This window comes from Ruegeria sp. MALMAid1280 (genome assembly GCF_049195285.1).
GTDB lineage: Bacteria > Pseudomonadota > Alphaproteobacteria > Rhodobacterales > Rhodobacteraceae > Ruegeria.
On the sequence record NZ_JBMIRT010000049.1, the window covers coordinates 77954 to 96697 of the forward strand.

General features: G+C 58.7%; 22 protein-coding genes and 1 pseudogene. 11 read left to right on the top strand and 12 right to left on the bottom strand.

Annotation, left to right across the window (positions count from 1 at the left end):
• Positions 1-83: 83 nt before the first annotated feature.
• Positions 84-821 (bottom strand): YgfZ/GcvT domain-containing protein, encoded by a 738-nt coding sequence (locus ACOQFT_RS12150; RefSeq protein WP_421598179.1) that lies wholly within the window; start codon positions 819-821, stop codon positions 84-86.
• A 73-nt stretch (positions 822-894) separates the two neighbouring features.
• Between ACOQFT_RS12150 and ACOQFT_RS12155 the strand changes: the two genes are divergently transcribed.
• Positions 895-1569, top strand: coding sequence for a TIGR04283 family arsenosugar biosynthesis glycosyltransferase (locus ACOQFT_RS12155; protein WP_421598180.1), 675 nt, complete (start codon positions 895-897; stop codon positions 1567-1569).
• A gap of 7 nt (positions 1570-1576) precedes the next feature.
• On the opposite strand, the pseudogene ACOQFT_RS12160 reads toward ACOQFT_RS12155, so the two are convergent.
• Positions 1577-2323: pseudogene (locus ACOQFT_RS12160) on the bottom strand (hypothetical protein); the annotation flags it as partial.
• A gap of 241 nt (positions 2324-2564) precedes the next feature.
• Between ACOQFT_RS12160 and ACOQFT_RS12165 the strand changes: the two are divergent.
• Entirely contained in the window at positions 2565-3335 is a 771-nt protein-coding gene (locus ACOQFT_RS12165; RefSeq protein WP_421598181.1) for an alpha/beta hydrolase, read from the top strand.
• Positions 3336-3353: 18 nt separating this feature from the next.
• Here ACOQFT_RS12165 and ACOQFT_RS12170 read toward each other — a convergent pair whose 3' ends face one another.
• The 4 genes from ACOQFT_RS12170 to ACOQFT_RS12185 all read right to left on the bottom strand — a co-directional run bounded on the left by ACOQFT_RS12170 (position 3354) and on the right by ACOQFT_RS12185 (position 7853).
• Positions 3354-3635, bottom strand: a complete 282-nt coding sequence (locus ACOQFT_RS12170) for a hypothetical protein (protein ID WP_421598182.1) — start codon at positions 3633-3635, stop codon at positions 3354-3356.
• Between the two features lie 188 nt (positions 3636-3823).
• Positions 3824-4888 (bottom strand): GTP pyrophosphokinase, encoded by a 1065-nt coding sequence (locus tag ACOQFT_RS12175; protein ID WP_421598183.1) that lies wholly within the window; start codon positions 4886-4888, stop codon positions 3824-3826.
• An 11-nt stretch (positions 4889-4899) separates the two neighbouring features.
• Positions 4900-6858 (bottom strand): DNA topoisomerase IV subunit B, encoded by a 1959-nt coding sequence (parE, locus tag ACOQFT_RS12180; RefSeq protein ID WP_421598184.1) that lies wholly within the window; start codon positions 6856-6858, stop codon positions 4900-4902.
• Positions 6859-7019: 161 nt separating this feature from the next.
• Positions 7020-7853: a class I SAM-dependent methyltransferase gene (locus tag ACOQFT_RS12185; RefSeq protein ID WP_421598185.1), complete on the bottom strand. Its 834-nt coding sequence runs from the start codon at positions 7851-7853 to the stop codon at positions 7020-7022.
• A 129-nt stretch (positions 7854-7982) separates the two neighbouring features.
• Between ACOQFT_RS12185 and ACOQFT_RS12190 the strand changes: the two genes are divergently transcribed.
• Positions 7983-8591, top strand: a complete 609-nt coding sequence (locus ACOQFT_RS12190) for a peroxidase-related enzyme (RefSeq protein ID WP_421598186.1) — start codon at positions 7983-7985, stop codon at positions 8589-8591.
• Positions 8592-8595: 4 nt separating this feature from the next.
• Here the strand turns inward: ACOQFT_RS12190 and ACOQFT_RS12195 are convergent, their stop codons facing one another.
• Positions 8596-9471 (bottom strand): alpha/beta fold hydrolase, encoded by an 876-nt coding sequence (locus ACOQFT_RS12195; protein ID WP_421598187.1) that lies wholly within the window; start codon positions 9469-9471, stop codon positions 8596-8598.
• A 123-nt stretch (positions 9472-9594) separates the two neighbouring features.
• On the opposite strand from ACOQFT_RS12195, the gene ppk2 reads away from it, so the two are divergent.
• The gene (ppk2, locus tag ACOQFT_RS12200; protein ID WP_421598188.1) at positions 9595-10515 is read left to right on the top strand and encodes a polyphosphate kinase 2; all 921 of its coding nucleotides are present in this window, start codon (positions 9595-9597) and stop codon (positions 10513-10515) included.
• A gap of 111 nt (positions 10516-10626) precedes the next feature.
• Positions 10627-11979, top strand: a complete 1353-nt coding sequence (locus tag ACOQFT_RS12205) for an MATE family efflux transporter (protein WP_421598189.1) — start codon at positions 10627-10629, stop codon at positions 11977-11979.
• A gap of 7 nt (positions 11980-11986) precedes the next feature.
• Here the strand turns inward: ACOQFT_RS12205 and ACOQFT_RS12210 are convergent, their stop codons facing one another.
• Both ACOQFT_RS12210 and ACOQFT_RS12215 read right to left on the bottom strand, forming a co-directional pair.
• Positions 11987-12388 (bottom strand): hypothetical protein, encoded by a 402-nt coding sequence (locus ACOQFT_RS12210; protein ID WP_421598190.1) that lies wholly within the window; start codon positions 12386-12388, stop codon positions 11987-11989.
• Between the two features lie 13 nt (positions 12389-12401).
• A complete protein-coding gene (locus ACOQFT_RS12215) occupies positions 12402-13604 on the bottom strand; it encodes a pyridoxal phosphate-dependent aminotransferase (RefSeq protein ID WP_421598191.1) in 1203 nt (400 codons plus the stop codon).
• Between the two features lie 92 nt (positions 13605-13696).
• Between ACOQFT_RS12215 and ACOQFT_RS12220 the strand changes: the two genes are divergently transcribed.
• The 3 genes from ACOQFT_RS12220 (at position 13697) to ACOQFT_RS12230 (ending at position 14918) form a co-directional block, all read left to right on the top strand.
• Positions 13697-14089 carry a helix-turn-helix domain-containing protein gene (locus ACOQFT_RS12220; RefSeq protein WP_421598192.1) on the top strand — a complete coding sequence of 131 codons (393 nt, stop codon included), beginning with the start codon at positions 13697-13699 and terminating at the stop codon, positions 14087-14089.
• Positions 14086-14343, top strand: a complete 258-nt coding sequence (locus tag ACOQFT_RS12225) for a succinate dehydrogenase assembly factor 2 (protein ID WP_421598193.1) — start codon at positions 14086-14088, stop codon at positions 14341-14343. The genes ACOQFT_RS12220 and ACOQFT_RS12225 overlap by 4 nt, the downstream gene beginning before the upstream one ends.
• An 83-nt stretch (positions 14344-14426) precedes the next feature.
• Complete coding sequence (locus ACOQFT_RS12230; protein ID WP_421598534.1) at positions 14427-14918, top strand: MarR family winged helix-turn-helix transcriptional regulator; 492 nt, start codon at positions 14427-14429, stop codon at positions 14916-14918.
• Here the strand turns inward: ACOQFT_RS12230 and ACOQFT_RS12235 are convergent, their stop codons facing one another.
• Together ACOQFT_RS12235 and ACOQFT_RS12240 are read right to left on the bottom strand one after the other, a co-directional pair.
• Complete coding sequence (locus ACOQFT_RS12235) at positions 14919-15653, bottom strand: DUF1194 domain-containing protein (protein ID WP_421598194.1); 735 nt, start codon at positions 15651-15653, stop codon at positions 14919-14921.
• Positions 15650-16078, bottom strand: a complete 429-nt coding sequence (locus ACOQFT_RS12240) for a VOC family protein (RefSeq protein WP_421598195.1) — start codon at positions 16076-16078, stop codon at positions 15650-15652. The genes ACOQFT_RS12235 and ACOQFT_RS12240 overlap by 4 nt, the downstream gene beginning before the upstream one ends.
• A gap of 176 nt (positions 16079-16254) precedes the next feature.
• Here ACOQFT_RS12240 and thyX point away from each other — a divergent pair, with 176 nt between their 5' ends.
• Positions 16255-17166 carry an FAD-dependent thymidylate synthase gene (gene thyX / locus ACOQFT_RS12245; protein ID WP_421598196.1) on the top strand — a complete coding sequence of 304 codons (912 nt, stop codon included), beginning with the start codon at positions 16255-16257 and terminating at the stop codon, positions 17164-17166.
• A gap of 426 nt (positions 17167-17592) precedes the next feature.
• Here thyX and ACOQFT_RS12250 read toward each other — a convergent pair whose 3' ends face one another.
• The gene (locus tag ACOQFT_RS12250) at positions 17593-17799 is read right to left on the bottom strand and encodes a cold-shock protein (RefSeq protein ID WP_138839651.1); all 207 of its coding nucleotides are present in this window, start codon (positions 17797-17799) and stop codon (positions 17593-17595) included.
• Positions 17800-18015: 216 nt separating this feature from the next.
• On the opposite strand from ACOQFT_RS12250, the gene ACOQFT_RS12255 reads away from it, so the two are divergent.
• Together ACOQFT_RS12255 and ACOQFT_RS12260 are read left to right on the top strand one after the other, a co-directional pair.
• Complete coding sequence (locus ACOQFT_RS12255; RefSeq protein WP_421598197.1) at positions 18016-18333, top strand: ArsC/Spx/MgsR family protein; 318 nt, start codon at positions 18016-18018, stop codon at positions 18331-18333.
• A gap of 41 nt (positions 18334-18374) precedes the next feature.
• The gene (locus ACOQFT_RS12260; protein WP_421598198.1) at positions 18375-18743 is read left to right on the top strand and encodes a hypothetical protein; all 369 of its coding nucleotides are present in this window, start codon (positions 18375-18377) and stop codon (positions 18741-18743) included.
• Position 18744 lies beyond the last annotated feature (1 nt).

An 18744-nucleotide genomic window follows, 5' to 3' on the forward strand; every position in this document is an offset into this window, starting at 1 on the left:
GGCGCCAGTGTGGCAGCGCCATGAGTCTTGTTCAAACGGTGGTGGACCCGTTCGCGTCTCAGCCGTGCCGGAATGGCAACATGTTAGGTGGTCAGGCTGACCGCAGCCCCATTCGCCTGCATGTCGCCGGTCGCGCGGTCAAGGCGCAGATAGGCGATGCCCTGGCCATTCGCCTGGGTGAACAATGTGCCCGCCGATTTACCGCCGGAAAGGATCTCGGTTCCGACCGGGGCCGAGCCTTCAACGCGGACGCTGCGCAGCCCTTTGCGCAATTCGGTCTTGTGCTTCATCCGTGCGGTGACTTCCTGCCCGACATAGCAGCCCTTTTTGAAATCGACGCCGTTCAGCGCTTCGAACCCGGATTCGAGTATATAGCTGTCGGGCGTCAGCTCGATGCCGGTTTCTGGGATGCAGTGCCGCACACGGATGGCATCCCAGTCGGTGCCGTCATCCGCTTCGGGCTTGGGGGTATAGGCCCGCCAGCCCATATCCGGGTGGCGCGGGTCGGGCAGGGCGCCTTCAGGTGCCTGACCCGTGCCGCGTTGCAGGTTCAGACCGCTGTCCTCGATCACAACATCAGCGCGCAGTTTGTACATGCCCAGCCGTTTGACAAAGCTGTCGGCGATATCCTCAGAGACATCCAGCAGCACCGCATCTCCGTCGCGTTTCAGAAAGAAATCCGCCAGATACTTGCCCTGAGGGGTCAGCAAGGCCGCATAGACCAGCCCTGTGTCCAGCCCGGAAATGTCATTGGTCACCAGCCCCTGAAGAAAGCTGTCAGTGTCCGAACCGCTAAGGCGCAGAATACGGCGATTGGGCATTGGGTGGTCCTCGTCATTTCCCTCGGCCCCGTGATATAGGAGTTCCCGCCGCCATGACCAGAGGGTATCCGCCTTGCCAGCACCGATCAGCATCGTCATCCCGACCCTGAACGCGGGCGAGGCCCTGTCTGAATCCCTGCCTGCCCTGATGGAGGGGCTGCATACCGGGCTGATCCGCGAACTGATTGTGACCGATGGCGGATCAACCGACCCGACACTTGAAATCGCGGTTGAGGCCGGGGCCCAGATCATGACCGGCGCGCCCTCACGCGGGGGGCAATTGCGGCGGGGCTGCGCGGTGGCCCGGGCCGAGTGGTTGTTGATCCTGCACGCCGATACCGTGCTGCAGGCGGGGTGGGGCCAGGAGGTAGGCGAACACCTTGCCACTGGCAAACCGGCGGCATTTCGTCTGGCTTTTGGGGCAAAAGGGTTCTGGCCCACGTGGGTCGCGGGATGGGCCAATCTGCGCAGCCGGGTGTTTGGTCTGCCCTATGGGGATCAGGGCCTTCTGGTGCCGCGCCGCATGTATGAGAAGGCCGGAGGTTACTCCGATCAACCGCTGATGGAAGACGTGGCACTGGTCCGCGCCTTGCCCCGCGTCACCTTGCTGAACGCCCGCGCGGTTACGAGTGCGGACCGCTATGCGCGTGTGGGGTGGCTGCGTCGGGGGACGCGGAATCTGTGGACTCTGACCCGGTATTTTCTTGGGGCCGATCCAGAGCAACTGGCGCAGGCGTATCGGCGGTAAGGGTTGTGCGAAGCTCGACAATGGATTTGCCCAGGCGGAAGGGCGCGGCAAAGCTGACCAGACACAGCGCGATGATCTGCAACACCAGAATATGCGCGTTGGCCTGCAGGTATTCCCATTCGTCTTTCAGCTTGCCGACCTGGTCGACCAGATCATCATAGCTTTGCGCCAGGATCATATAGTCGCCGGCAATCGCGGGCACCTTGCGGCGCATATTGTTTATCGCGGCCTGAGTTTTGTCGTCCAGCGTGGTGAAGACCAGAAACTGGTCGATATTGAACGCATCCGCCTTGGCTGCCATCTGCTCCATCTCGTCCTTTTCCTGCCGCCCGAACAGGAAATGCAGACCTTGCAACGGGGCGACCTCATTGGTCACGGCGATAAACAGGGGCAGATCGGCATTGCTGGCGGTTGAGGCGGACAGGAACTCGACCCGGTCGCACAACACGGCGGTGTCCGGATCATAGGCGGGATCGCAGAACCGCAACCGGAACCGTGCGGCGTCGCGGTCGAAGGCCAGCGTTGCCGCATAGGCCACGTCGATCTGGCGATCCAACCGGGAACTGTCCGAAGTATAAAGCCCGGCCAGAACCGCCACCAATGCACCGATGCCACCCAGCACGACCCAGACCAAATCCGCCAGTTTCCACGCCCGGTGCCTCGCCGGTTTGCGAAACAGGAACGCGGTGCCAGTCGACCCGACCAGAAAGAACAGGATCAGCAGCGGCAACTGGTTTTCGGTCACAAATGTCATGTCATCAAAGTGACCACCTGCTGGCGCGCTGGCAACACCCCTCACGGGCAGTTGTAGTTAAGAGCCAGAGCTTTGGCCGAATTTCCTGAACAGCATGGTGCGATCACCGACCCATCCTGCGGCGGTAACCGGACCGAACTGACCGAAGCCAACCTGACCACCCTGTTCAATGCCGCGCTGTAACGGGCTTGCCGAACCCGCCCCACAGCTCTCATACTAATCAGAGGTGAGGGAGATTTTCATGACCAACGAGATTGTTCTGATCCACGGGGCCTTTGCCGGGCCGTGGTGTATGGAGGATTACGCGGGCTTCTTTCGCGACCGCGGCTGGACGGTGCACACCCCGGCGTTGCGCTACCATGGCGGCGACCCCAAGGCGGCTCCCGACCCCGGCCTGACCGATACCAGCGTCATGGACTATGCCAATGATATCGCCGAATTCGTGCAGGGGCTGGACAGCAAGCCCGTGCTGCTGGGCCACGCCATCGCGGGGGTTGTGGCGCAGCAGGTGGCGGCTCGTGGGCTGGCCAGCGCCATCGTCCTGATCAACCCGAACGCCCCGTGGGGCACCTTACCCGAAACCGACGACGAACGTGCCATTCCGCGCGCACTGATGGAGGGCGGGGCGTTCTGGAAACAGCCCATGCGGGTCGAGTTCGACCTGATGGCCCCCTTTGCGCTGAACAAAATGCCCGAGGCGCAACAGCACGCAGTTTTCGACCGCCTTGGGGCCGAAAGCGGGCGGGTGATGTTTGAGATGTTCTTCTGGATGTTCGACGACCACCACGCGATGAAGGTCGACATCGACAAGGTCGACTGCCCGGTTCTGGTCGTCTCGGGCACTGAGGACCGTGCCGTGAACCCCAACACCTGCCGCGCGTTGGCCGATCTGTACAAAGACCGTGCGACATTCATGCCCGTCGAAAACCACGCGCATTTTCTGTTCATGGAGCCCGGCTGGGAAAAGCCCGCCGCGCAGATCGCGGACTGGCTGGAGGATAAGGTGGGCTAGCGCGCCCACCCCAAGCGATCAGTTGTTGGTCGAAAACGTGCTTTGCGGTTTCCATTTCAGGGTGCCGTCACCGTCGCGATGACAGCGCAGAAGTCGCTCTTGCACCGTGCTGACCGTACTGGTGACAGTGTTGTCGCCGACCAGCAGAACAAAGGCGTCCTCGGAATAGGTCAGGCCCTTGTAGTAACAGAACCGAGACTCGGCCCCGTCAGGTATCGGCGATGCAGTGCTGAGCGTCTGCTGTGCAGAAGCTTGCGTGGCCAGCAGGGCAAAGGCCAGCCCGAGGGTTAATGTTTTCATGTCGTCCTCCCGTTCGAATATTTGTTGGTCTTATTCGGCCTTGGAAGCTCGGTGCCTCAAATGTCGTTCTTGAATGACGGTTCGAGGGTAAGTGTGAAGGAGATCAACAGGTTAGGCAATTGCTTTCTGGCATTTTCATTGCGGTCTTATGCGCAAACGCAATGCTATACTTGCTACCTACATTCATTTTAGTTCTCTCGATTGTCCCTAATTTCGACCCCAGCATTGGTAGCCAATTGTTCTATGTCGTCCCTTTTCGAAAGTGCGTTGAGGAAATCAATTGTCTCTGCTTTCATGCGTTGGAAATTGTTGTCAAAAGCCTCTCTGAAGTATCGTTCAGGGTCACTAATTATCATTGCGTGGCGAAAAAAACCTGCCGCGGAAGGTAACTTGCCTAAAGAAGCGTGTATGCGCAGTAGTGCTTCTGCATCATTGTTGTTGATCAGTTCTTGCAGTTCGGTAATTGAGTTTACGCCAAATCTAGACAATTCTGATACTACTTTATCTGCTAGCTTTTCGTCGCCAAAATTGATGTTCTTGAAATGGTACCCGTTCTTTTTCAAGGTTTTGTTGTAGGTAGCGATTAGAGCAATTGCATTTATTGGGTCACTTGCTACATTTTCATTTTCTTGCTCAACTTCAGCGGCATATAGTTCAGCGTCTTTGGCAATGTCGGAAAACACTTTGTCCAGAATCTCCAGTGTACCAGCAGCTGTCATTAACCTCCGTTGCAATTCTTGAGGGAGTGTCGATTTTCCCTTGTAGTTTCGCTTGTGTTCAATTTCCGCCCAAGCATGTTGCAAAACTGTTCGGATTTGTACTTCAAACTTTAACTCAGATAAGCCATCATACTCCGGTAACTGTGCCCTTCCGCTACCTAAGGAGCATACGAGGTGGTAAGAACGATACCCCACTTCGTTAACCTTATCTGGCGTTAATTTGTCGATGCTATTTTTGACGTCAATTTCAAAGAGGTCTGATAATGTTTCGGAAGCCTTCTTGATGTCCGATTCTAGATAAACAATCACACGAAACGCAACCCAATCGGTCATTTCTTCGATCGGATTACTGTATTTTTTCTTAGCAATTTTCTCTAGGCAGCTATCCACTTTTTTCACTCTGCTTTCTATTGGCAGGTGTTCTAGATTGCCGCTTTTTAAGGCATTTTGAATTATTCCAAATACCGTTGTTCTTAGCTGCTCAAATTTACTTTCGTTTTGTTGGTAGATCTTTTTAACTTCGTCAGACTTCAATGCTATTTTCCTTAAACATCCAACTCCTCCACAAACCGCGCGTTCTCCTGAATGTACTGGAACCGCAGTTCGGGTTTTTTGCCCATCAGCCGCTCGACCAGATCGCCTGTCTCGCCGGGTTCGTCCTCGTCTATGGTGACGCGGATCAGTTTGCGCGAGGCCGGGTCCATCGTGGTCTCTTTCAGGTCCTTAGCGTCCATTTCACCCAGACCTTTGAAGCGGGAGACGTCGATCTTGCCCTTGCCGCCCAGACCTTTCTCCAACCACTCGTCGCGCTCGGCCTCGTCCAGACAGTAAACCCGTTTCGCGCCTTGGGTCAGGCGATACAAAGGCGGGCAGGCGAGGTACAGGTGGCCCGCGTCGATCATCGGGCGCATCTGGGTGAAGAAGAACGTCATCAGCAGCGAGGCGATATGCGCCCCGTCCACATCCGCGTCGGTCATGATGATGACCTTGTCATAACGCAGGTCATCGACGTTGAATTTGGTGCCAAGGCCGACACCCAGCGCCTGCGTCAGATCGTTGATTTCGGCATTGGTGCCCAGTTTCGAACTGGCCGCACCCAGCACGTTCAGGATTTTACCGCGCAGGGGCAGCAGGGCCTGAGTTTTGCGATCCCGACCCATTTTGGCCGAGCCGCCCGCCGAGTCGCCCTCGACGATGAATAACTCCGTGCCGTCGCGTGTTGAACTACTACAGTCCACCAGCTTGCCGGGAAGACGAAGTTTCTTAGTGGCGGACTTGCGTTGTGTTTCCTTCTCGGCCCTACGGCGCAGGCGCTCCTCGGCCCGCAGGATGAGGAAGTCCAGAATGGCGCCAGCAGATTTCGTGTCCGCGGCCAGCCAGTTATCGAAATGGTCGCGGACCGAGTTTTCGACCAGCCGCTGCGCCTCGACCGTGGCGAGGCGGTCTTTGGTCTGGCCGACGAATTCGGGTTCGCTGATGAAACAGCTGACCAGTGCGCAACCGCCGGTGATCAGGTCGTCACGGGTGATCTGACCGGCCTTTTTGTTGTTGATCAGTTCGCCATAGGCCTTGATGCCTTTGAGAACCGCCGCCCAGAACCCGGCCACATGGGTGCCGCCTTCGGGGGTGGGGACGGTGTTACAGTAGGACTGGATGAACCCGTCGCGTGAGGGCGTCCAGTTGATCGCCCATTCGACCTTGCCGGGGGTCCCGAATTTCTCATTAAAGTCCACGGTGCCTGCAAAGGGCTGCTCGGCATAGGTCGAGGAGCCGTTCATTGTCTCTTTCAGGTAATCCGACAGGCCGCCGGGGAAGTGAAAGCTGGCCTCGGTCGGGGTCTCGCCGTCGTCAATGTGGGATTTCCAGCGGATTTCGACGCCCGAGAACAGGTACGCCTTGGAGCGGATCGATTTGAAAAGCCGCGCCGGTTTGAACCGATGATGGCCAAAGATTTCTTCGTCCGCGTGGAACGTGACCGTGGTGCCGCGCCGGTTCGGGGCTGCGCCGACCTTTTCGACCGGACCCAAAGGAACACCGCGCGAGAAGCGTTGTTCGAACAGCGTCTTGTCGCGTGCCACCTGCACGACCATCGAATCCGACAGGGCGTTCACAACGGACGCGCCCACACCATGCAGACCGCCCGAGGTCTGATAGGCCTTGCCCGAGAATTTGCCGCCCGCGTGCAGGGTGCACAGGATCACTTCCAGCGCCGATTTGTCCGGAAACTTTGGGTGCGGGTCGATCGGAATACCGCGCCCGTTGTCGCGCACGGTCAGGGCGTAGTCGGCGTGCAGCTCAACCTCGATCCGGTTGGCGTGACCGGCGACCGCTTCGTCCATCGAGTTGTCGAGGATTTCGGCCACCATATGGTGCAGCGCGCGCTCATCCGTACCGCCGATATACATACCGGGGCGTTTTCGGACCGGTTCCAGCCCTTCAAGCACCTCAATCGAGGAGGCGTCGTAGGTGGCGGTCGCGCTGGGCGTCAACAGATCGTCGGGCATCGGTGCTGCTCTTGTTTTTGGGTTGGGGGCCATTATGGCAGGTGATGTGGTCCGGGGGAAGAGGGGCGCGAGGTGTTGTGGGCATTTGGCCGTATGGAACGCACAAAACACACTGCCCGGCGCCTGCGGTCACAGAGGCAATGGCACCGATCTTTGCGGGGTTATTGAGGTTTTTCAGCGGTCAGGCGCACGCCGCCGATGCGCCGTTGCTGCACGTCGCCGACAAATTTCGCGTACATCTTCAGGAATTCATCCCCTTTCGAGGGGTTGCCTGCGCGTTCGGCCTCGGCGTCCAGGGTCTGATACATACTCAGACGCCGCGCCAGAATATCGCCCCAGGGTCCGGTGATATCATCGGCCGAGACGACCTCGAATCCGGCTTGCCCAAGCTGGGATTCGTATTCGGGAATGCTCAGCAGGGACTGGCAGGCAAAACGCTGACGGTATTGTTCCATCTCATCTTCCGGCAAAGGCGTATGCATCACCCAGTCGGTAAAGGCAAAGCGACCGCCGGGGCGCAGGACACGAAACACTTCGTGCAGGACCTTTGGTTTGTCGGGGATATGGAGGAAGGATTCCTGACTGACTGCGGCGTCGAACTGCGCATCGTCAAAGGGCATTTCCATTGCACTGGCCAGAACCGGGTGAATCCGGTCCTGCAGCCCGACCAGCGCGTTCAGCTCTTGCGCACCGTCGACACGGTTGGGGCTGATGTCGACACCAGTCACCTGAACGCCGCGCTCGGACGCGTACCAGCGCGCAGGGCCGCACAACCCGGCGCAGACATCCAGAACGCTGTCACCGGCGTTCATCCGGGCCTTGTCGGCCAATCGGGTATTCGCCTTGAGCCCGTCATAGTGATCCTGATCATAGGGGTAGAGGTCCTGCGGCGTCACCCCCTCCAGCGAACCGCGGATGTGCTTCAGCTTTGTCAGAATATGCGGCGCAGAGATGGGGTGATTGGCATACCAGTCCGCGACAGTTTGTTCCGCCATTTCCATCGGATACTCCCCCCTTGCCTTACGTCAGCTTAGCCTGACATGGTTGGTCAATCCAGTTTCGTCTTGTCGATGGTCGGCGCGAAGCCGGAGTGGTGACGGTGCGACAACAAGAAGGGGAACCGCATGAGCTGGATCAAGACTGTTCCATTCGACCTGGCCAGCGGCAAGCTGCGGAAGCTGTACGAACGGGTCACGGGGCCGGGCAACAACGTGGACAACATCATGATGGCGCATTCCCTGCGGCCGCATTCGATGGAAGGCCATATGGCGCTGTACAAGAACGTGCTGCATCATTCGGCCAACAAGGTGCCCAAGTGGTTTCTCGAGGTTCTGGGCGTCTGGGTCAGTTCGCTGAATCAGTGCGGGTATTGTATCGAGCATCATTTCAACGGCCTGCAACGGTTGTTGAAAGACCCGGATCGGGGTCGGGCTATCCGCAGCGCGATTGAGGCGGAAACGCCAGGCGCGGCCCCGTTGGATGGGGCGCAGATCGCGGCGATGAACTATGCGCGCAAGCTTACCGAAGCACCGGCTGAAATGGTTAAGGCGGATATTCAGGCCCTGCGGGATGCAGGCTGGGACGATGGTGAAATCCTCGAAATCAATCAGGTCTGCGCTTACTTTGCTTACGCGAACCGGACGGTTCTTGGGTTGGGGTGCTCGACCGAGGGCGACATACTGGGCCTGTCGCCCAACAACTCGGACGACCCCGCGGATTGGGGGCATACCTAAGCGGTCAGTCCGCGATCCAGTCCTGAATGGCCTGTGCGACGGCTTTCGGCTTCTGGTGATGCAGCCAGTGGTCAGTGCCGGGGATCACGACGCGGGTCAGGTCGGGTGCGAACTCTTCCAGCCCCGCAGTGGCCTCGGGCAGCAGGGCTTTGTCATCCGGCCCCCACAACAGCAGGTGCGGACAACGGACCATCAGACGATCCAGTGGCAATTGGGGCAGATCGGTGCGTGGCTCTCCGGGCTTGGCGACAACCAGAGGGGAGGCGCGATACCAGTTCAACATCGCCTCAAGCCGACCGGAGCGGGCCCATTCGGTGCGAAATTCCTGCAATCGCCGTTCCGACAGCCAGTCGACGCCCATGCCGAACCGAAAGAACTGTTCGAGCCTTGCAAAGTTTTTGGCCGAGAAGTGCGATGCGGCATCCGGCGCGCGCAGGGCGTTGATATATTGTGATGCCTCGGATTGCGCCCCTCCGGCGGCCATGGCGCGTTGAAACGGCACCGGGTGAACGCCGTTTGCGATGATCAGGCGGCTGACCAGTTCGGGGTGGAACATGGCCAACCCATACGCCACCGACGCACCCCAGTCGTGCCCCAGAATGCAAATCGGGCCTTCAAGCTGGGCAATCAGCGCCGCCATGTCCGACACCAACTGAGACAATTTGTAATTCCCCGCACCCTCTGGGCACCAGCTTTGCCCATAGCCGCGCTGGTCCGGCGCGATGCAATGAAAATGATCTGCCAGATGCGAGGCCAATTCGCTCCAGGCTCCGCCATATTCAGGAAAGCCGTGCAACATCAGAAGGGGCGGCAGGTCAGGATTGCCCCAGCGCCGCAGAAAGAAGGACTGGCCGTTCAACTCGATGACATCCGTTTTCATTGTGACCCTCCTTCTGATCCTCGAAATGATGGGTATTTCAGGCATCAATTTGACACCAATCAAAGCGAAAAACTGCGTCTTCTGCTAGCCGTGTTTGCGGATGGTGAGAAAAGGAAAAACTGAATGGACGCAGTGGCAAGAATCGAAGAAAACCAATCCCCTGTTAAATCCTCTCCGACGCAAAATCTCGAACCCGCTCAACCCAGCCCCGAAAAAATCCGGCAGGCGTTTGAAAGCGGCAGATACCCCTATGGCCGCAAGATGGCTCGCAAAACCTATGAGGCGCAAAAGGCCCAATTGCAGGCCGAATTGCTGAAGGTTCAATTGTGGGCGCAGGAAACCGGTCAGCGGTTCGTTCTGCTGTTCGAAGGCCGTGACGCGGCGGGCAAGGGCGGCACGATAAAACGGTTCATGGAGCACCTGAACCCGCGTCAGGCGCGCGTTGTGGCGCTGAACAAACCGACCTGGGAGGAGAAGGGTCAGTGGTATTACCAGCGCTATGTTCAAGAGCTTCCGACGGTTGGCGAAATGGTATTTTACGACCGGTCCTGGTATAACCGCGCGGGCGTTGAGAGGGTCATGGGGTTCTGTTCGCCCAATGAATACCTCGAATTCATGCGTCAGACACCGGATCTTGAACGGATGCTGGTCCGGTCGGGTATACAGCTTTACAAATATTGGTTCTCCGTGACGCAGTCCGAACAGCAGCGCCGGTTCAAAAGCCGTGAGACCGACCCGCTGAAACAGTGGAAACTGTCGCCGATCGACAAGGCCAGCCTCAACAAATGGGACGATTATACCGAGGCCAAGGAGGCGATGTTCTTCTACACTGACACCGCCGATGCGCCCTGGACCATCGTCAAGTCGAACGACAAGAAACGCGCCCGTCTGAACTGTATGCGCCACTTCTTGTCGACGCTGGATTACCCGGACAAGGATCACGGTATCGTGGGGCAACCCGATCCTCTGATCGTGGGGCAGGCGCATCACGTGATCCACAGATCCGAGCATATTCTGGGCAATACCCTGCACCCGGAAACGTAATGACCGGCTAAGCCACCTGGCCGCGCTCGGATAGTCTCAACCTGAAATTTCCTTTATCACCTCTTGTCCCGGCCTCTGGCCGGGCATAAGGCTGATGGGATGAACAAGGTGATGACATATCGCGGCCATTTCCAGGCCATCGCTGTGCTGGGCCTGCCGCTGATCGGCGGGCATCTGGCACAGTTTGCGATTGGCCTGACCGACACGATCATGCTGGGTTGGTACGGGGTCGAGGCGCTGGCCTCGGTGACTCTGGCCAGTAGCTTTTATTTTGTGCTGTTCCTGTTTGGCGGCGGTTTTGGACTGGCGGTGATGCCCATGGTGGCAACCGCGGCGGCCGAAGAGGATGAGACCAGCATTCGCCGCTCGACCCGCATGGGGGTGTGGCTTTCCTTGCTGTATGCGGTGCTTGTTATGCCTTTGCTGTGGTGGTCCCATCCGATTTTGACCGCCGCAGGACAAGATCCGCAAGTGGCTGAAATAGCGTCACAATACTTGCGTGTTGCAGGCTGGGGTCTGTTCCCCGCGCTGGTGGTCATGGTGCTGAAATCCTATCTGGCAGCGTTGGAGCGGACCCAGATCGTATTGTGGATCACTGTGACGGCCGCTGTCGTCAACGCGCTGACCAACTATGCGCTGATCTTCGGAAACTGGGGCGCGCCCGAACTGGGCGTGATGGGGGCGGCGATTGCCTCGGTGGTGACGCAGATGGTGTCGCTAGTTGCGGTAGTGGTCTACGCTGTGCGCGTATTGCCCGAACACAGTCTTTTCCAAAGATTCTGGCGCCCGGACTGGGAAATGCTGTTCAGTGTGCTGCGCCTTGGTATCCCCATTGGGTTTACACTTCTTGCCGAGGTGTCGTTGTTCGCCATGTCGGCCTTCATGATGGGGTGGATAGGGCAGGTGCCGCTGGCGGCGCACGGGATTGCACTAAATCTGGCTTCGGCCACGTTCATGGTTCATCTTGGCCTGTCCAATGTCGCCACGATCCGCGCAGGGAACGCCTTGGGACGCAAAGATCGACCACATCTTGAAAAAGGCGCGAAAGCGGTGACTGTAATGTCTCTGTTGGTGTCTGTCCTGACGATCACACTGTTCGTGACCTGCGCCGAGCCGCTGATTTCCATTTTTGTGGAACCTGACGATCCGCAGCGTCCTCAGATTCTGGCGATCGGCACCGGGCTGCTGGCCATGGCTGCGCTGTTCCAACTGGTGGACGGGGCGCAGGTGATTGCGCTGGGCCTGTTGCGCGGGTTGCAGGATGCCAAGATACCGATGGTGATGGCGGGGCTCAGCTATTGGGTCGTGGGGATTCCGGCGTCGTATTACTTTGGCTTCGTGCAGGGCATGGACGGGATCGGCATTTGGCTGGGCCTCGTGCTGGGCCTTGCCTGTGCCGCCGTTCTGTTGATGGCGCGATTCTGGATGCGTTCGGTCCGCGCTGTTGGCGTTCCGGCCGAATAGCGCCCACTCAGCCCTTGGTCAGCCGATCCGCCTTTTTGCGCACCAGAACACTGCGCAGATCGTGCATCGCCAGCAGCAATCGGTCGGTGACATCCTCTAGCTGCTCGTCCGTCGCCTTGGACTGCGCCCATTGTGTTGTCAGGTTCATGTAGTCGACGGCGCGATGAATATCGTCGATATCGCGCTGCGTCAGCAGAGCTTTGCGGTCCTCCATCCAGCGCGCGATTTCCGCCTGATCTGCCTCGGTCAGGGTGCGTTGGCCTTGCGGTTTCACCTCGCCGTTACGAATGTTGATGACCGCGATCTGATCCATTTCGATCCGCCGCTGGCGGTTTTCGGTGTCAATCCTGAAAACCACCGCGCCGTTCTCGCGGATACGGAAATAGTATTCTGGAAGTTCTGCGGTCATCGGTTTCTCCGGCTCAGGTCAGGGACGCGCAGAAGCGCTGGATGCGGGTGCAGGCTTCGGACAGGGCCTCGTCCGAGGTTGCATAGCTGACGCGAAAGTTCGGCGACAAGCCGAAGGCGGCGCCGAACACGACGGCCACGTCTGCCTCTTCCAGCAGGGCGGTGGCGAAGGCCTCATCCGAGTCGATCACGGTGCCAGCCGGAGTGATCTTGCCGATCAGACCGGCGATCGAGGGGTAGACATAGAACGCGCCTTCGGGGGTGGGGCAGGTGACGCCGTCGATCTCATTCAGCATCCGTACCACCAGATCGCGGCGGCGTTTGAAGGTCTCGTTGTTCGGGGCCAGAAACGCCTGTGTGCCGTTCAGCGCCTCGACCGCCGCCCATTGGCTGACCGAGCAGGGGTTCGAGGTCGACTGCGACTGGATCTTGCGCATCGCCGCAATGATCTCGACCGGGCCGGCCGCATAGCCGATGCGCCATCCGGTCATGGCATAGGCTTTGGACACACCGTTGCAGGTCAGTGTGCGGCCATAGAGGCCGGGCTCGACCTCGGCGGGGGTGCAGAATTCGAACCCGTCATAGGCGAGGTGTTCATACATGTCGTCGGACATGATCCAGACATGCGGATGGCGCATCAGCACATCGGTCAGGGCTTTCAATTCCGCGCGGCTGTACCCGGCGCCGGTCGGGTTCGACGGAGAGTTGAAGATGAACCACTTGGTCTTTGGCGTGATCGCTGCCTCAAGCTGATCTGGGGTCAGCTTGAAACTGTTCTCCAGCGTCGTTTCGACCACAACCGGAGTTCCCCCGGCCAGCAGCACCATATCCGGATAGCTGACCCAATAGGGCGCGGGGATGATGACCTCATCGCCGTCGTTCATGGTGGCCATCAGTGCGTTGTACAGCGTCTGCTTACCACCGGTTCCGACCGAGATTTGCGCAGGCGTGTAATCCAGCCCGTGGTCGCGTTTCATCTTGGCGCAGGCAGCCTGTTTCAGCTCGGGGATGCCGTCGGGCGCTGTGTATTTGGTCTTGCCCGCTGCGATGGCGGCCACCGCTGCGTCCTTGATGTTCTGCGGTGTGTCGAAGTCGGGCTCACCTGCGCTCAGGCCGATCACGTCGCGACCGGCGGCTTTCAGCTCAGCCGCTTTTGCTGTCATCGCAATGGTCGGAGAGGGTTTTACGCGTGACAGTGTCGCAGACAGGAAACTCATGGTCGGCCTCGGTTTGTATGTTCAACCTGACTGTCATAGGGTGCGCCTGAATGACGATCAAGCCGTATGAAAAACAGAATTAGGAGACCCCGATGAACGAAGAAAACGACTGGTACGGAGCAGACGCAGCGACATTCGGGGACAGGCTGGCAGGCGCGCGTGAGGCCGCCGGTATGTCACAGTCCCAACTGGCCCGGCGCCTGGGGGTCAAAAAGGCGACGATCGCGGCCTGGGAAAACGATCTGTCCGAGCCGCGCGCCAACCGGTTGTCGATGATGGCGGGCATGATCAACGTCTCAATCATGTGGCTGCTGACCGGTGAAGGCGAAGGTATGGAAGCCCCGGTTGAAGAGGGCGAGGGCGATCTGGAACTGGTGGACGCGGTTGCGGAACTGCGCGCCATCCGCGGCGAGATGCGCGCCAGCGCCGAACGCGCCGCGCGGCTGGAAAAGCGGCTGCGGTTGATGTTGGAGCAGGCCCAGTGACCGAAACAAGAGAGGTCCGGATCAAGCGTATGCAGATGCGGTCGATGCGGCGTGGGATCAAAGAGATGGACCTGATCCTTTCGGCCTATGCCGCGCGCAACCTAGAACAGATGGATACGGCCGGTCTGGATCTGTACGACGCCATGCTGCGTGAAAACGATCAGGACCTCTATCAATGGGTCACGGGACAGGTGCACCCGCCCGGAGTTTTTGCCGACCTAATCGCGGACATTGCGCAGACCTTTCAAAAATAAAGAAAATCCGGCTTAACCGATTTTTCGGGATTTCGATTCATGCTGCCTGAAACAGCGCGACTGAATCGGAGGATCGGATGAGTATGGAATTGCAGGTCTCCGCGCCGGAAACCAAGGGGTTTATGACCAGCTATCTCGAGGCGCTCGCTTTGGTCGAACGTCTGCACCGGCTGCTGCTGGACGTCATCAAGGATGAGTTCGAGCGTGTCGGGGTGTTGGAGATCAATGCCGTTCAGGCCCTGCTGCTGTTCAACATCGGCGATCATGAGGTGACCGCGGGTGAATTGAAAAGCCGCGGTTACTATCAGGGTAGCAATGTCAGCTACAACCTCAAAAAGCTGGTGGAAATGGGCTATATGCATCACCAGCGATGCGAGATTGACAGGCGCTCGGTCCGGGTGCGGTTGACCCCGCGCGGGCGGGAAATCCGCGATATCGTCTCCAAGCTGTTCTCGCGCCACGCCGAAGGATTGCAGACCCGCGGCGTGCTGGGGCTGGAAGGGATCGACGATATCACGACCTCTCTGCGCCGGGTCGAACGCTACTGGACGGACCAGATCCGGTATATCTACTGATCAGGGGTGCTTGGTGGACTTGCGAGGGGCCTGCCCCCGCGTCCCTTCCTGCAGCGCGCCGATTTGCAACCCCGTCAGTTCCCGCTCAAGCTTGCGCCGCATCGCGCGTTCGAAATCCTCGAACCCCTGCGCGATTTCCAGAAAGGCTCCGGACCCGTGCAAGACGTTGTTTTCGAAAAAGGGGATCAGGTACAGTTCGCCCTCGAAATCGGCGGCATTGATGACCAGCCCGTTGACCACGGTGTCCTGAAAGGGAAAGTGCCGATAGGCCGAGTCCGGGCCATAGCCGTCATTGTTTGACCCGTCCCCCGACAGATCGATGGTCTGGAACAGACAAGGTGGGGCTTGCTGCATCAGGGTCGCACCGAAGGCCAGCGCATATCCCATCGCCGTAGCCGAGCTGCTGTCGGACCGAATCGATTGCTGCACGGTTGTTGCCGCCGCCAGCAGGTCGGCCTGCGTGTTGATCATCGTCCAGTTCAGAATGACGCGCTGCGTGGATCGACCGCTCCATTCATACACGGCCAGCGCCACCGGCATGGGCGAGGAAAAGAAGGCCTCGGTCACCTCGGGCGCAACCAGGGCGGCGGCGAGCCCTTGCCGCTGCAGGGCGTCTTCGTTTGCATCCACCGAGGTCGAGATATCCATGGCCAAAGCCAGGGCCAGACGGCAGGTTTCGGCCCGAAGCGGGTTGGCCAAGGCGGCCAGCCCCAATGCTGTCAGCCAGCGGATCACCAGTGCCCGGTGCTGTCCATGCTGGCCCAGGGCTCAGCAGGTTCCAGCGCGTCGCCATTCTGCAGCAGCTCGACCGAGATATTGTCGGGGGACCGCACAAAGGCCATGCGGCCATCGCGCGGCGGGCGGTTGATCACGACGCCATTGTCCTGCAGGTGCTGACAGATCTCGTAGATGTTATCGACACCGTAGGCCAGGTGCCCGAAATGGCGGCTGTCACTGGGCAGGGTATCGTCGCCGTCCCAGTTATGGGTCAGCTCGATCGGCCGATCCTCTTGCCCCGGAGGCGCCATGAATATCAGCGAAAACCGTCCGGGCTCGCTGTCGTAGCGGCGGGTTTCCTTCAGGCCCAGCAACTCATAAAACGCAATCGACTTCTCCAGATCCTTCACGCGGACCATGGTGTGAAGATATCTCAGCCCCATGTGTGGCTTCCTTTCTGTTCAGGTGATGCGCAGCAGCTTAGCGCGCAGGTTATGCAAGTCGAGGGGCAGCACGGACACATTTTGAAATTTGCGGGAATGAGCGCATATATCGCGGTTCCGGTCCGGGAATTGCCGAGATATAGTGGTGCACGACTCATTGCTGGAAAGGAAATTTCATGCCGCTGTCCTCTGACCAACTGGCCGAGATCGAAGCGCAAAGGGCGCAATCGCATCAAACACGCCGCGTTGTGGCTGCGGGTATGGAAGAGCATCTGTACACCGCGCATCAGGTGCTGGACCACGGTTTTGTGCGTGTGATCGACTATATGGGCGATGACGCGGCGATCTGTCAGGCGGCGCGGGTATCATATGGCAAAGGCACCAAATCGGTGCAGAACGACGAGGGCCTGATCCGCTATTTGATGCGTCACTGGCACTCGACCCCGTTCGAGATGTGCGAAATCAAGCTGCACGTCAAACTACCCGTCTTTGTGGCTCGGCAATGGATTCGCCACCGAACGGCAAATGTGAACGAATACTCCGCCCGCTATTCGATCCTGGACCGGGAATTCTATATCCCCGCACCCGACCATGTTGCCGCGCAGTCCGAGGTGAACAATCAGGGCCGTGGCGACGCGTTGCAAGGGGAAGAGGCTGCGCGCGTTCTTGAAATGCTAAAGGCCGACAGCGCGCGGTGCTACGACAACTATGAGGCGATGATCAGCCAGGATGGCCAGCAGGGGCTGGCGCGTGAACTGGCGCGAATGAACCTGCCCGCGAATATCTATACGCAGTGGTACTGGAAGGTAGACCTGCACAACCTGTTCCATTTCCTGCGCCTGCGTGCTGACCCGCATGCTCAATACGAAATCCGCGTCTATGCCGAGACCATGTGCAAGATCGTCGCTGATTGGGTGCCCTTCGCCTACAGAGCATTCGAGGATTACCGCCTGGGCGCGGTCAACCTCTCGGCGCAGATGGTCGACAGCCTGCGTCGGATGCTGGCGGGTGAGACGGTCACGCAAGAGAACTCGGGCATGACCGCACGAGAATGGCGTGAGTTCGAGGCCGTCATCCGCGAAGGTTGACCCCGCAATCGCCTGCAGGCTCAAGGCGCCATCAAGCGGTTCCATTCACTTCTTGGCTCTTTTCGGATTATCCGAGCCACTTGCCTGTGCCTTGAGCAGGCCAAATCTCCGATTGCCGAGGTGATGTGCGAGCCGACGGACCGGATGCACAAAAAGATTGAACGCCAGTTTGGCGCGGTACGTGCGGCGACCGGTATTCGCGGGCCTGAGCAAGTGATGGAGGTCTGAACCAGCAAATCCGGTGACTGGACGATGGTGGTCACCTATGCGACCGGGGCATCCTGCATCGTGGCGATGGGCGAAAGCTGATTCACTCATGCCAAGGTTGATCCGGCACGAGGGTAAGGTTCGCTCACCTTTGAAAGTCGGCCAACGGCCGGTAATTGGCCGTTGGTCTGTTTTGATAACCCGCAGAATGCGGTTGTTTTACAGTGGCTTCAAATCAGAAGCCATTTGGCGGCCGTCACGTCCGTCTTGCAGCTCGTACGAGACTTTCTGATTGTCAGCGAGCCCGGTCAGACCGGACCGTTCAACGGCCGAGATATGAACAAATACGTCCTTGCCGCCTTCATCGGGGGCAATAAACCCGTAGCCTTTCGTGGTATTAAACCATTTCACGGTGCCAGTTGGCATTTCCCGTGTCTCCTTCTACTTTCACGTTGTCCCACAAAATTGGTGGGGGTGGTGGTTGACGCCACCGCAACACGTCACCGTATCGCCCACACGATACAGCCCGGATTGCGTGTTTCGTCTTTTTCAACATTGCACGGTGAAGTAAAAAATCAAGAATTACCGAAACGATCAGGCAAAATTGCCAAAATTTGAACCAGATACAGGAGACCCCCGCAGATGCGCCTTTTTGGCCTGAAGACTTGTGATGCGTGCCGTAAGGCCTTGAAGTCACTGCCAGATGCTGAATTTGCCGATGTTCGGTCCGACGGCGTGCCGGAATCGGTGCTTGCGCGGGCTTTTGACGCCTTCGGCGAGGCTTTGCTCAACACCCGTTCCACAACCTGGCGAGGATTGGACGATGCGGAACGCGCGCGACCTGTGTTGGAACTGCTGGCGGATCACCCGACCCTGATGAAGCGCCCTCTGATCGAGCATAACGGCACGCTGTATCTGGGCTGGACCGCAGAAACGAAACAGGGGCTTGGCGTTGCGTGACCGGGTAACTATGTGAATTGACGCAAGTTAGAGGGTTTTGAATGCGCAACGCAGCTATGATTCTGGGCGTCATTGCCGGTCTGATCGGGATGATCGTGGGCTTTGTCGGCTATGGCTATGTCGAACTGATCGACACCTATGGTGAGATTGAGGGCTTGGCCGAGCAAGTGGACAACGCGCAGGTCATACAAATGGCCTCGATCATCGCGCCTCTGCTGGCCATTGCCGGTGGTGCGATGGCCCATGCACGGGCCTTGGTCGGAGGCGCGTTGCTGCTGATCTCAGCCGCCGGAATGTATTACGCCTTTGGCTTCAACGTATTCACCATGTTCCCGGTGGCGTTTGCGGCCGTGGCCGGCATACTTGGGCTGGCCGCGGGTAAACCGGACGAGCCCAAGGCACATTTCTAGA